General features: G+C 59.2%; 9 protein-coding genes. 4 read left to right on the top strand and 5 right to left on the bottom strand.

Going from position 1 to position 12476, the window contains the following annotated elements; translation table 11 throughout:
- Positions 1–175: 175 nt before the first annotated feature.
- Positions 176–2617 carry an ammonia-forming cytochrome c nitrite reductase subunit c552 gene (locus tag CA51_RS12630; RefSeq protein WP_145121085.1) on the bottom strand — a complete coding sequence of 814 codons (2442 nt, stop codon included), beginning with the start codon at positions 2615–2617 and terminating at the stop codon, positions 176–178.
- Positions 2618–2899: 282 nt separating this feature from the next.
- Here CA51_RS12630 and acs point away from each other — a divergent pair, with 282 nt between their 5' ends.
- Together acs and CA51_RS12620 are read left to right on the top strand one after the other, a co-directional pair.
- Complete coding sequence (acs, locus tag CA51_RS12625) at positions 2900–4864, top strand: acetate--CoA ligase (RefSeq protein ID WP_145121083.1); 1965 nt, start codon at positions 2900–2902, stop codon at positions 4862–4864.
- 239 nt (positions 4865–5103) lie between these two features.
- On the top strand, positions 5104–5313 hold the full coding sequence (locus CA51_RS12620) for a hypothetical protein (RefSeq protein WP_145121081.1): 210 nt from the start codon (positions 5104–5106) through the stop codon (positions 5311–5313).
- 51 nt (positions 5314–5364) lie between these two features.
- Here CA51_RS12620 and CA51_RS12615 read toward each other — a convergent pair whose 3' ends face one another.
- Positions 5365–6231 carry a hypothetical protein gene (locus CA51_RS12615; RefSeq protein WP_145121079.1) on the bottom strand — a complete coding sequence of 289 codons (867 nt, stop codon included), beginning with the start codon at positions 6229–6231 and terminating at the stop codon, positions 5365–5367.
- 333 nt (positions 6232–6564) lie between these two features.
- Between CA51_RS12615 and acnA the strand changes: the two genes are divergently transcribed.
- Entirely contained in the window at positions 6565–9270 is a 2706-nt protein-coding gene (acnA, locus tag CA51_RS12610) for an aconitate hydratase AcnA (protein ID WP_145121077.1), read from the top strand.
- Positions 9271–9742: 472 nt separating this feature from the next.
- On the opposite strand, the gene CA51_RS12605 is transcribed toward acnA, so the two are convergent.
- The 3 genes from CA51_RS12605 to CA51_RS12595 form a co-directional block, all read right to left on the bottom strand.
- On the bottom strand, positions 9743–10015 hold the full coding sequence (locus tag CA51_RS12605; protein WP_231746152.1) for a hypothetical protein: 273 nt from the start codon (positions 10013–10015) through the stop codon (positions 9743–9745).
- 76 nt (positions 10016–10091) lie between these two features.
- On the bottom strand, positions 10092–10391 hold the full coding sequence (locus CA51_RS12600) for an HPF/RaiA family ribosome-associated protein (RefSeq protein ID WP_145121075.1): 300 nt from the start codon (positions 10389–10391) through the stop codon (positions 10092–10094).
- Between the two features lie 364 nt (positions 10392–10755).
- Positions 10756–11424, bottom strand: coding sequence for a DUF2293 domain-containing protein (locus CA51_RS12595; RefSeq protein ID WP_145121073.1), 669 nt, complete (start codon positions 11422–11424; stop codon positions 10756–10758).
- 134 nt (positions 11425–11558) lie between these two features.
- Between CA51_RS12595 and CA51_RS12590 the strand changes: the two genes are divergently transcribed.
- Complete coding sequence (locus CA51_RS12590; RefSeq protein ID WP_145121071.1) at positions 11559–12350, top strand: 3-keto-disaccharide hydrolase; 792 nt, start codon at positions 11559–11561, stop codon at positions 12348–12350.
- Positions 12351–12476 lie beyond the last annotated feature (126 nt).

The raw sequence follows: 12476 nt of genomic DNA, 5'->3' as shown, positions 1-12476 counted from the left end.
TGGCCGCAAAGAAGTGCTAGATGCCACCGAGGCCCCCTTACAGAGAGGGCCCGAATAGGTGGTGAGACAAGGTAGTGCATTCTACCGAGCCGAACGATAAAAATCCAGCATTTCCACCCCCACCGCCCGGGGAACGCGTCCTTACCGTTGCGTGTAGCGGTCGTACTGATCGGCCTTACTCCAGCTGTCGCATCAGGTTTTGGTACTGAGGATTGTTGGGCGACAGATCCAGCAGTCGCTGGCAAGCCGCTTTCGCATCGTCGATCCGCTCCAGCTTTTGTAACAACAGAACCAGAGCCAGCAGGAACTGCTCGTTCTCCGGTTCCAATGCGACCGATTTTTCAATCCGTTGCAATCCGGCTTCCGCATCGCCTTGCAGGTACAACGCCAGGCCGAGTCGATATTGCAGCGGGCCGTTGTCGGGAGCGAGATTGGCGTCGCGCTGCAGCAACGGCAATTCATCCGCTCGCAATTTTGTGACGCGTGCTTGAACCTCCGCCGCCTCGGCGGGAGGTAATTGTCCCGATTGAGCCATCGACTCCAACAGCGCCGCCAAGTTGCTGCGCGGTCCGACGGCGCCAGGTTGCACACGAATCGCCGTCTCGTATGACTCGATCGCTTCGCCATAGCGGCCTTGGTTTTCCAGAACAACGGCCCAAACCAAGTGTGCGCTGCCGCGATCGGACGTCTCCATCAACGATTCGTGGTACTCATCCAACGCAGATCGCAGTTGCTCGCGTTGCCCGGCCGACAAGCTGTCCGCGGGGACCGTCGACAGAATCCGCCCCGCTTCGCTGCGGACCAGCCGCGAATCATCGGTCAACATCGGAACGATCGTCCGCCGAATCTGGCTCGGATCGCGACCTTCGAAGACGCGGACCGCCGCCACGCGAACGATCGGATTCGGATCTTTTAAAGCTTCGCGAGCGACGCGGGTCGCGTCGGCACCGCTGTCGGCGCGGCTCAGTTCTTGGATCGCGGTGGCGCGAGCCAGATCGGGGACACCTTCTTTGGAGAGCGCGACGTTTGCCAGTTGCTGCAGCGCGTCGGGCTGTTGCGTGCGAGCGGCATGCAGCGCCGTGGCGAAGTGATCGGGGCGTTTGCGTTGATCGCCGTACCAGCGATCGCAAGCGTCATCACACCACTGATCGATCTCGTGCAGTACCGCTTTGATTTTTGTGTCGCCTCCGCGAGCTTGTTCCAACCACTTCGCGTATTCAGTCAATTTGGAATACGAATCGCTGGGCAGTTGTTCGCTGGACGCGACGAACTCAGCAAACTTGGGCAATCGCTTGCGGATCTCTTCGGGCTGCTTCTCCTTCTCCAACTCCACATGGCAGCCAGTGCAAGCGTTGGGCGTTCCCAACGCGACCGACAGATCGGGGCGTGGGATCCGAATACTGTGATCGCGTCGCGGGTCGACGGCCATATAAGTCGTCTCGGGCATATGGCATTCGACACACGAAGCCCCCGCCGTGCCGGGTTCGTGCCGGTGGTGCGATGGCGTGTCGTATTTGCCCGCCGGGTGAGCGTGGCACGAGGTGCAGGTCGCGTTGCCGGGTTGCTTCAGCTTCAGCGAATGCGGGTCGTGGCAATCGCTGCACCGGATCCCCTTGTGGTACATCTTGCTTTGGATGAACGACCCATAGACGTAGACCTCGTCCAAGATCTCGCCGTTGGCGTGATAGGTCGATTCCTGCAGCAGTTCGGGTTCGTAGAAGTCGCAGAAGCGTTGCCCCGGCTGGAAACCGGACTTCAGCACGCGGCGGCGACTGTGGCACGGCGCGCACGCTTCGATCTGCGGAATCGCATCGGCGCCTTTCAATTCGGCCAATCCCATCCCGTGATGGCGATCCCAGAACAGCGACTTGCTTTGCGCCAGTTCGACATGCAGGCTGCCCGGTCCGTGACAGGCTTCACAGCTGACATCGATCTCCGACCAGCTCGTGTGGTATCTAGCGGTCTTGGGATCAAAATTTTTCTGCAGGTTGGTCGAATGGCACTCGGCGCACATCGTGTTCCAACGCTGTGCGATGCCGGTCCAGTGGAGATCGTCGTCGGGAGCAAGTTTCTCGTGGACATCTGGCGGTTCCAGATAGAACCATTTTTTCGCGTGCGTATCCCAGCTGACACGCAGCACTTGCAGCCGACCAACCTCGTTTTCGGACATCTCCGCCGTGCGATCAAACTCGACCATGTACTGCTGCAGCGGATCGACGCCGAAGACGTACTTGATCTCGAAATCTGCCATCTCGCCATCGGGCCCCTCGGTATGGATCATGAACCGATCGCCGTCGCGGAACATCCGGCTTGTGATCCCGTGATGGGCAAATTCCACGCCACTAAAGTCGCCGATCACCGACTCGTCAGTTGCCAGATCCATCGCCAAATCGTGGTGCGATCCGGCAAACAGTTCGGCTTCTTTTTGATGGCACTGGATACAGGCGTCGCGGCCGGTAAAGCTGGCTTTGGCATCGATCGGCATCGCCGACCAATAATCGGCAAAGACGCCACCGGCGATCGCGATGAAGAAGGCCGCGAGACCCAGCATCCAGCGGCGTTTGCCGGAAAGGAAGGGGCGGGAACCGCTGGTGGATGAAGGGTCGATGCGATTCACTCGGGGGGCACTCGAAATGGGGGCAGTCGATGAACAGGCACCAACCGATCGCGCGATGGGATCACTGCGGTTGGGCTCTCAAGTCTAGCCGCAAAATGGGGTGGTGACCAAGTCGGCGACAAACCGTGCGGGATATTCAGGTCGTTTTGGGCAGACCGACACCCTTAGCGGTAAGAACGTGGGCTCGATTCTCTCTGTTCGTTGACAGTTCAGATGCTTGCAATTTAGAATCTTGCCTTCACCCCCTCTCAATCCTACCGTTTCGACGCTCAGAGAATACGCATGTCAGAATCCGCCGGTGGCAACCTCGATCACGTGTTAACCGAATCTCGGCTGTTTCCGCCTCCCGCGGAATTCACCGATCAGGCAGTAATCAAATCTCAAGCCCAATACGAAGCGCTCTACGAAGCCGCTAAGAACGACCCCGAAGGTTTTTGGGGTGCCGAAGCGAAAGAGCACCTGCATTGGTTCGAACCTTTCACCAGGGTCCTGAACTGGAACAGCCCCAACGTCGAGTGGTTCGTCGGCGGCAAGACCAACGCCTGCTACAACTGCGTCGATCGCCATGTCGCGGCTGGTCGCGGCGACAAAGCTGCTTTGATCTGGGAAGGCGAACCGGGCGATACCCGCACATTGACCTTCTCCGATCTGCAAAAGGAAGTCTCCAAGTTCGCCGCTGGTCTGCAATCGATCGGCGTCCAACAGGGCGACGTCGTCAGCATCTATATGCCGATGACGCCCGAGTTGGTGATCGCCATGCTTGGTTGCGCCCGGATCGGTGCAGTCCACTCGGTCGTCTTCGCCGGCTTTAGCGCCGAAGCGATCGCCGATCGCAACAACGACGCAAAAGCCAAAGTTGTCCTGACCGCCAACGGACTCTATCGCCGCGGCAAGGTTCTGCCACTGAAGGAAACTGTCGACCAAGCGTTGGCAAAATCGCCGACGATCGAAAAGTGCGTCGTCCTGCAACGGATCGAAGACCAAGCGACACCGATGGTCGAAGGACGGGACATCTGGTGGCACGACCTCGTTGCCGACCAACCCGAAGATTTTCCTGCGGTTCCGTTGGACAGCGAAGCCTCGCTATTCATCCTCTACACCAGCGGCAGCACCGGCAAACCGAAGGGCATCCGGCACACAACCGCTGGCTACAACCTGTGGGCGAAACGGACCTTCGAATGGGTCTTCGATCACCGCGACGACGATGTCTATTGGTGCACCGCCGACTGTGGTTGGATCACCGGGCACAGCTACCTCGTCTACGGTCCGCTGGCTGCCGGCGCGACCTGCATGATGTACGAAGGCGCTCCCAACCATCCTGCCGAGGATCGCTTCTGGGATCTGATCGAGAAGTATAAGGTCACGATTCTTTACACCGCACCGACGGCGATCCGCGCGTTCATCAAGTGGGGCGACGAGCACGTCGACAAGCACGACCTCAGCAGCTTGCGTCTGCTCGGTTCGGTCGGCGAAGGAATCAATCCCGAAGCGTGGATGTGGTACCACGAGAAGATTGGCGGCAAGCGTTGCCCAATCGTCGACACGTGGTGGCAGACCGAAACCGGCGGGATCATGATGAGTCCACTGCCGGGCGTTACCGCAACGAAACCGGGCAGTTGCACGCGGCCCCTGCCAGGCGTGGTGCCAGTTGTCGTCGACGAATCGGGAACCGAACTGGATGTCGATCAAGGCGGCATGTTGTGCATCGCTCAACCTTGGCCGGGCATGTTGCGCGGCATCTGGGGTGACGAAGAACGATATGTCGAACAGTACTGGAGCAAATTCCCCGACAAGTATCTGACCGGGGACAACGCCCGTCGCGACCCCGATGGCTACTACTGGATCATGGGACGTATCGACGACGTGATCAACGTCTCGGGTCACCGCTTGAGCACGATCGAAGTCGAGAGCGCTCTGGTCAGTCACCCCGCCGTTGCGGAGGCTGCTGTCGTTGGCCGCCCCGACGAAATCAAGGGGCAGGGAATCGCCGCCTTCGTCACTCTGAAGTCGGGAGAACCAACCGATGAACTGCGAAAAGAACTCCGTCTGCACGTTCGCAAAGAGATCGGCGCGTTGGCTCAGCCCGACGAAATTCGCTTCGCCGCCGCGGTTCCGAAAACGCGTAGCGGTAAGATCATGCGACGCTTGCTGCGAGACATCGCCGCAGGAAACGAGACCGCTGGCGACACCAGCACTCTGGAAGATTATGCAGTGATCGCGAAGCTCCGCGAGAACGACGAGAGCTAATCACCACCGCGGGTGATGCGACATCTTGGCACGGTCAAGCAACCTTGCGTTGCTTGACTTTGCCCTTCGACCGCTCGATACTTGTTGCGACGGATGGCGAGCACCACCGCCGCAACCGTTTGGAATTCGAGCCGATCGTGGCAAGATTCACCGGACGCTCACTGCGGCTGATAGCTCATGTCAGCAAGTCGCTAGTTCGAACATCGTGGTACGACATAATTGTTGCGGAGACTCGCGAGATGAGACGTTCCATTCTTGAAGCTGTCCAAGATGGCGATTGGGCCTTCGAGCCGCTGCCCTGCGACGAAGAGCAGTACGAACCGACCGCGGCGCTTCCTGGGAGTGCTGAAAAATTGGACGTCCTTCAATGCCGAGTCCAACAGGGACTGCCGTTGTGGCATCCGTCGGACCGGCGTTTCTATCGCGAGGAAGCCGGTTCGATCGCCTGAGCGACAATCGCTTCTTTTTAAGGACCTCGCTACGCTACGATCGGCCTTGCACTATTTGACTTGCAGCCGAGCGACATGCAGAGGTGCCGACCAACGATCGCCCGCTTCCGCCTGTTGGAAAACCGCTGGGCGAAGTGTCGCTTCATCGCGGTGTTGGACCGGCTGCAGATGGCCTACCGATGCGTGCTTCGCTGGAACCGGAGTCCGTCGCACCCGAACCGAATCGTCGCGAAAAGGATCGTTGACGGCGTCAGCTTTGGGAGCCGGCAGGTCTTGCTGTTCGTAGTGCCGATGCGGCGCTCCCTCCATGTGCATCTCCGGAGCCACCGGGGCGACGATCATTGGCGCTGCCGGTGGAAACATCGGTTGCGGCTCGTTGTGACGGTAGTGCATCGTGTTGGAGTGGCCGTGCGACCGTTTGCCGCATCCACAAGTTTTTGTTGCCGGCGTGTTGGCTCGGCAGCAATTGCAATCGCTTGGTGTTGGGCGGAGCATCTTCCCCATCTTGTTCTTAAACTTGCTGAGGAATTCGGAGCTGCCCGAGAGCAGACCGCAGCCCGATTTGCCGCCGCTGCATCCGTCGCAACCGCCATCGCAAGTTGGTTCACAACCGCAGGCCGGTTGTTCGATGCCGCAGGTTGCCGGTTCGCAACCACAGCTCGGTTGTTCGCAACCGCAAGTTGGTTCGTGACCGGCGTCGCAGGCGTCGCAGGCGTCGCATCCGCCGGACTTTCCGCCGCGATAGCCGGCCCACAGCCCCGTCAACAGTTTGCAAGAGCAATGCTGCACGCTGCCGTCGTGGGACTGGGCCGATGCGGTGCCAGTCGCGATGCTGGAACCAACCAGTAGGGCAAAGACTGCGACGGCGGTAACCGAGGCTTGTAGTTTTCCGTGGGCATTGATCATCTGAGGTCTCATCGCTTCGTCGCTCCATCAATTCAAGCTGATCGTTGATCGATCGTGTTATTGATTTAATCGATCGGAACGGCAGAGCCTGCGGCAACAGAACAATCCGGGCGAGCCGCAGAATCAGAAAATTACAAAAACCCTCCCTAGTGCCCCTATTGTGACATTCGTGCGGGTGCGCCCTAGCAGACAACTAAATTGCAAAACGCTATACTCCGCATGGTTGGGAATGACACTAACACGTCCATTAAGGCGGAAGGGTACTGCCTTAAACCCCCTCGCGGTTTCGAGTCGTGTAGATTCCATTTTTGGCTTGCTTTTAAGACACTCCATTAGGTTACCTCCGTGACGAAAACCGATCCATTTAACGCTCGCGACACGTTTAACACCGGCAGCGGAACTGCTGGTATCTACCGCATCAGCCGCTTGGAAGATGCTGGACTTGGCGATGTCAGTCGACTTCCCTATTCGATCCGCATCCTATTGGAAGCCGTACTGCGTGGCTGCGACGGGTTCAGCGTGACCGAACAGGACGTGAAGAACCTGGCCGCCTGGAACGCCGCCGCTCCGGCTCCTCAAGAAATTCCGTTCAAGCCATCGCGCGTCGTTCTGCAAGACTTCACCGGCGTTCCCGCGGTTGTCGATCTCGCTGCGATGCGTTCGGCGATGGGCCGTCTGGGTGGCGATCCCAAGCGGATCAATCCATTGATTCCCGTCGACCTGGTGATCGATCACAGCGTCCAAGTCGACTACTTCGGCAGCTCGCAATCGCTGCAACAAAACGTCGACATGGAATTCCAACGCAACGGCGAACGCTACGAGTTCCTGCGTTGGGGGCAACAAGCCTTCGATAACTTCCGCGTCGTGCCGCCAAATGTCGGTATCGTCCACCAGGTGAACCTGGAATATTTGGCCAACGTTGTTTGGTTGCGAGAAGACGAGCACGGACCGATCGCGGTTCCCGATACGCTGGTCGGCACCGACAGCCACACCACGATGATCAACGGCCTGGGCGTACTCGGTTGGGGCGTTGGCGGTATCGAAGCCGAAGCGTCGATGCTGGGCCAACCGCTGTACATGCTGATGCCAGAAGTCATCGGCATGGAGCTGACCGGTGCGCTGCCACCGGGTGCGACCGCGACCGACCTGGTGCTGCGAGTCACCGAGGTGCTGCGAGCCGAAGGTGTTGTCGGCAAGTTCGTCGAATACTTCGGCGAAGGAATGGAAGCGATGACCTTGGCCGATCGTGCCACTCTCGCCAACATGGCTCCCGAATACGGAGCGACGATGGGCTTCTTCCCCGTCGATGCGGAGACGTTGAACTATCTGCGCCGCACCGGTCGCCCCGAACCGCAAGTGCAATTGGTCGAACGCTATTGCAAGGAACAGGGACTGTGGCGCAACGACGCCGACAAGTGCCAATACACCAAGCGTCTGTCGTTGGATCTGTCGACAGTCGAACCCGCGTTGGCTGGTCCAAAGCGTCCGCAAGACCGGGTCCGCCTGGCCGACATGAAAGCCGACTTCAACACATCGCTGACAGCACCCGTTGGTGCCAAGGGCTTCGGCTTGGATGCGACTCAGTTGAACAAGACCGCAACCGTCAACGACAACGGAAAGACTTCCGAAATCACTCACGGATCGGTTGTGATCGCTGCGATCACCAGTTGCACCAACACCAGCAACCCTTCGGTAATGCTGGGTGCAGGCCTGTTGGCCAAGCGAGCTGTCGAGGCGGGACTGTCGGTCAAACCGTTTGTCAAAACCAGCTTGGCGCCCGGATCGCGCGTCGTCACCGACTACCTGGACAAAGCGGGCGTCAGCGAAAGCTTGGACGCATTGGGCTTCCAGACCGTCGGCTACGGATGCACAACCTGCATCGGTAACAGCGGCCCGCTGCCCGAACCCGTTTCGGCAGCGATCGTCGAAGCCGACTTGGTCGCTTCGAGCGTGCTCAGCGGCAATCGCAACTTCGAAGGTCGCGTCAATCCACACACCAAAGCGAACTACCTGGCCAGCCCTCCGTTGGTCGTCGCATTCGCGTTGGCCGGAACGACCGACATCGACATGGCGACCGAACCGCTGGGAACGGGCAAAGACGGACAGCCTGTCTTCTTGAAGGACATCTGGCCATCGACCGAAGAGGTTCGCCAGGTCATCGACGAAGCGGTCCAACCCGAGATGTTCACTCGCCAATACGCCCAAGCTGTGACCGGCAACGAGCGTTGGAATGCGATCGAAGTCTCCGGCGGCGATCTCTATGAATGGTCCGAAGCGAGCACCTACATCCAGGAACCGCCATTCCTGTCGTCTGTCACCGCTGATGTTCCCGATATCCAACCGATCCGCGGTGCTCGAGTGCTGGCATTGTTGAACGATTCGGTCACGACCGATCACATCTCACCTGCCGGTGCGATCGCAAAGGACGGACCCGCGGGCCGATTCTTGCAAGAGCATGGCGTTGGACCAAAAGAGTTCAACAGCTTTGGCAGCCGCCGCGGCAACGATCGCGTGATGGTTCGCGGCACCTTCGCCAACATCCGGATCCGCAATCAGATCGCTCCGGGTACCGAAGGTGGCGTGACCCGCTACCTGCCCGCCGGCGACACGATGTCGATCTACGACGCATCGATGAAGTACCAACAGGAAGGGACTCCATTGATCGTGATCGCGGGAGCCGAATACGGCACCGGCAGCAGCCGCGACTGGGCTGCTAAGGGAACGCTGCTGTTGGGCGTTAAAGCCGTGATCGCGACCAGCTACGAACGTATCCACCGCAGCAACTTGGTCGGCATGGGCGTCTTGCCATTGCAGATGGTCGAAGGCAACGACTGGCAATCGCTGGGGCTGAGCGGCGAAGAGACCTACGACATCGAAGGACTCTCCAACGATCTGGAGCCACGTTCGAAGGTCACCGTCAAAGCGACCGATGCCAGCGGTAAGGTCACGGAATTCGAATGCTTGGTCCGCATCGATACGCCCGTCGAAATGGTCTACTACCGCAACGAAGGCATCCTGCCAACGGTTCTGCGAAGCTTGGCGAAAGAGTAGCCAGCAGGCTTAAATAATAGAGCGTCGCCCGCGACGGGCGGCGTTTAATGCACAGAAGGCTGTACCACGTTCGCGAGGTGCAGCCTTTCTCTTTGCGCGACCAACCGCGCCGACCGAAACGCAGCCAGGTTTCACTTCGCTGTTGGAAGATCGGTCGTTTACATCTAACCGACTGCCTTATTCTTGCCAGTCCGTTCCGCTGGAATGACTGCCAAGCAACCATCGATGTTTGGCGATGGCCGCACTCGCTGCGCACTCGTCCAACGCATCGAGCGTTATTGTCGCAGGCGCGTCCCAGCGAGCAGCGGGGATCTTAGAGAGGGCGTCGGCCGCAGATTGCGATCGGCAATCCGCGGCTGTCGCGCGACAGGAGGGCGGCGATGGAATCAGCCGCCGAGTGGCAGAGCCGCCACGCACCAAGTGATCGAGGTGCTGGCGAAGGGGAGCGTCATCGCGACGCTCGGCTGCGACCCTATCGCTTCTTTTTCTTGGTCGTCTTTTTAGCAGCGGCTTTCACTGCAACTTTTTTGGTAGCCGTTTTCTTGGTGGCAGCCTTCTTCGTGCCTCGAGCTGTCGCTACTTTCTTAGTAGCTTTCTTCGTTGCGGCTTTCTTTGTTGCCTTGCCGCTACTGAATGCTTTGCTCCAGCCATCGGCATAAGCTTCATTGCTGCCAACTCGCGTGATCGTCACTTTATTCTTCTCCCTGATGATTTGGTAACACGGCAATCTTCCGCTGCCGTTCATTATTTGTACTGTTTGTTATCGTAGGGATTCGAATTGGTCAACCACTGGTGCACTCATCAGCTGGCGGTTCTGCAGATCAAGCCTCGCCGACGACCGTGCGTTTGATCACTTCGCCGGCTCGCGCGACCGCCAAATCGATCGCATTGTGGAAGTCGTCGCTGCGCGCGTTGACGTAGATCCAACCACGCGGGAACAACTTCATGTCGATGTCGCAGACACGCATCCGATCGGGCTGCGCTGGGTCGTCACGCAGTTCGACCTCGACATATTCCAACGGATGTTTCAGCGAACCCACCGCCGACGCGATTCGATTCCGCAGGTAGTCCGCCAGTTCGGCGTTGGACGATTCATCGACGAGATGGATTTGCATTGGCATCGGAACGGCAACCTCGAATGCGTGGCCAGTTGTAGATGGCTCGACAGCCAGTCGGAAGACTATAGAACGGCGTCGATAGCTGATGCAGTTTCCGTGCCAAATATTTGAACGAGCCGGTTCGCACAGCGATTCCACCCGCCTTCCAGCTCACACTCGAGATGCCACTGCAAACAGCGGATGTGCACACACCAAAAGGATGTGCGGGACACAACCGATGTGTGCACGGTGTGGTTCGGTTTCGCTCAACCGATGACCACATGTGGACAAGGAGTGGCCATGAACTCCCCCATCAAAAGAATCCGTAGCGCACGGACCAGCTCCGTAGCATCGCTTCCATTTCGTCGCGTCCCACGCCGCGCAGCGATCAAACGGCGGGAGGACTCGAGAGGGCTTTGAGCAACGGGCAATGTGTCGATGTGGGATCGCCGCGGCGGTATTGTGCAAGCAGTTCGTTGGACCGCGCCGCCAGCATCCGGCGGACCTCGCGTCGCTTCCCCTTCTCCCGCGGGATCTTCATCGAATCATAAGCTGTCGTTTGGTGTCGCATCCAAGCGATCACGGCGGCTTGGGCCCGCTGCTGCACCGGAATCCGCTGCGTTCGCGCGACGGTGCCGCTGCCAACGGGAGTCGCATGTTGGGTGACCGCTTTCGCCAATCGCTCCGCCAACGCGGCGTGGCGACTGTCGAAGTCCAAGAACTCGACGACCGCCGCATAGAAGTCTTCCACGTATTCAGTCTGCACCTTCTCACGGCGACGAGCGCTCGACGCCTGGCGTTTGGCGTAGGCGTCTGTCGATCGCTCGGCGACTAAATCGGCGCGAATTCGAGCGATGGTTGCTGCAGGAGCCCAGACGCCGCGGGAGAACATCTTGCGTCCCTTCTTCTCCTGCACAACCCAGTGCGTGCCGGCGGCTTTGACGCGGCGGGTCAGCCCCGCGTCGCCCGGCGGCAACAGCTCCCAACCCTCCGGAACCGACATAATGGTGCCATCGGGGGTGCGGACCGTATCGGGGCGGGGACCGGGGCTAAACATCTGGATATTCTTCCTAGCGTGACCATGTTGCGGTGTTTATCTTGGTGGACCTCGCGGTATGGGAGGGCTGGGAAATCCAACCCTCTGCCGCGTCCCCCGCTGACTCAATTTTGAAGCCTCGCAGGATACCCCAAATGAAACGATTGAATCAAACCGTCCTTTACACCGCCGCTCTCGCAGTGTCGTTGGCTCCGCTGGCGTCGGCTGATGAATACCTCAACGGAATCAAGTGGCAACCGCCAGCTGTCGTGACTCCCGGTGAAGCGAACAAGCCGCCGTCCGATGCGATCGTGTTGTTCGACGGCACCGATCTGTCGGCTTGGAAGGGGACCGACAATTGGAAGATCGTCGACGGCGCGGCGGTCTCGGGCAAGGGAGACATCCGCAGCAAACAAGCCTTCGGCGATTGCCAGTTGCACATCGAATGGTCCGCCCCGACGCCAGCGACTGGCAGCGGTCAGGGCCGCGGCAACAGCGGGCTGTTTTTGATGAACACCTACGAACTGCAGATCCTCGATTCGTACGACAACGAAACCTACCACGATGGCCAAGCCGGCGCGATCTACAAACAGACGCCGCCTGAGGTCAACGCGACGCGGCCGCCGGGAGAGTGGAACGTGTACGACGTGATTTGGACCGCGCCACGTTTTAACGAAGATGGCACGCTGAAGTCGCCCGCCTATATCACCGCGTTGCAAAACGGCGTCGTGATTCAGAACCACTTTGAATTGAAGGGAGACACTCCCTATCATCGGCCACCGGAATACAAACAGCACGCCGAACGATTGCCGATCCGCCTGCAAGACCACGGCAATCCGGTTCGCTTCCGCAACATCTGGGTTCGCGAACTGCAACCCGCACAAGGCGAACAGGAACGCGAACCGTTCCTTCGCGATGGCAAAGGAAACGAAAAACCAGTCGAGTAGCCCGCCCGCACAGCGACCGAAACGACTGATCGAACATTCGCCCTTGGCGGTTTCCGACATCGATTGCCGAAAGCCTCAGGGGCGTTGTTACGCGAGCATCGGCTCTACGCTGGCCGCCGCAAACGC

The sequence above is a fragment of the Rosistilla oblonga genome (assembly GCF_007751715.1).
Taxonomy (GTDB): Bacteria; Planctomycetota; Planctomycetia; order Pirellulales; family Pirellulaceae; genus Rosistilla; species Rosistilla oblonga.
This window is presented reverse-complemented; position numbering and strand designations above follow the sequence as displayed.

Bases quoted from the DNA above. Each gene is read 5' to 3' on its own strand.
- CA51_RS12600 (WP_145121075.1), bottom strand. From the start codon at position 10,391: ATGCCAATGCAAATCCATCTCGTCGATGAATCGTCCAACGCCGAACTG.
- CA51_RS12605 (WP_231746152.1), bottom strand. From the start codon at position 10,015: ATGAACGGCAGCGGAAGATTGCCGTGTTACCAAATCATCAGGGAGAAG.
- CA51_RS12615 (WP_145121079.1), bottom strand. From the start codon at position 6,231: ATGAGACCTCAGATGATCAATGCCCACGGAAAACTACAAGCCTCGGTT.
- CA51_RS12620 (WP_145121081.1), top strand. From the start codon at position 5,104: ATGAGACGTTCCATTCTTGAAGCTGTCCAAGATGGCGATTGGGCCTTC.
- CA51_RS12590 (WP_145121071.1), top strand. From the start codon at position 11,559: ATGAAACGATTGAATCAAACCGTCCTTTACACCGCCGCTCTCGCAGTG.
- acs (WP_145121083.1), top strand. From the start codon at position 2,900: ATGTCAGAATCCGCCGGTGGCAACCTCGATCACGTGTTAACCGAATCT.
- CA51_RS12595 (WP_145121073.1), bottom strand. From the start codon at position 11,424: ATGTTTAGCCCCGGTCCCCGCCCCGATACGGTCCGCACCCCCGATGGC.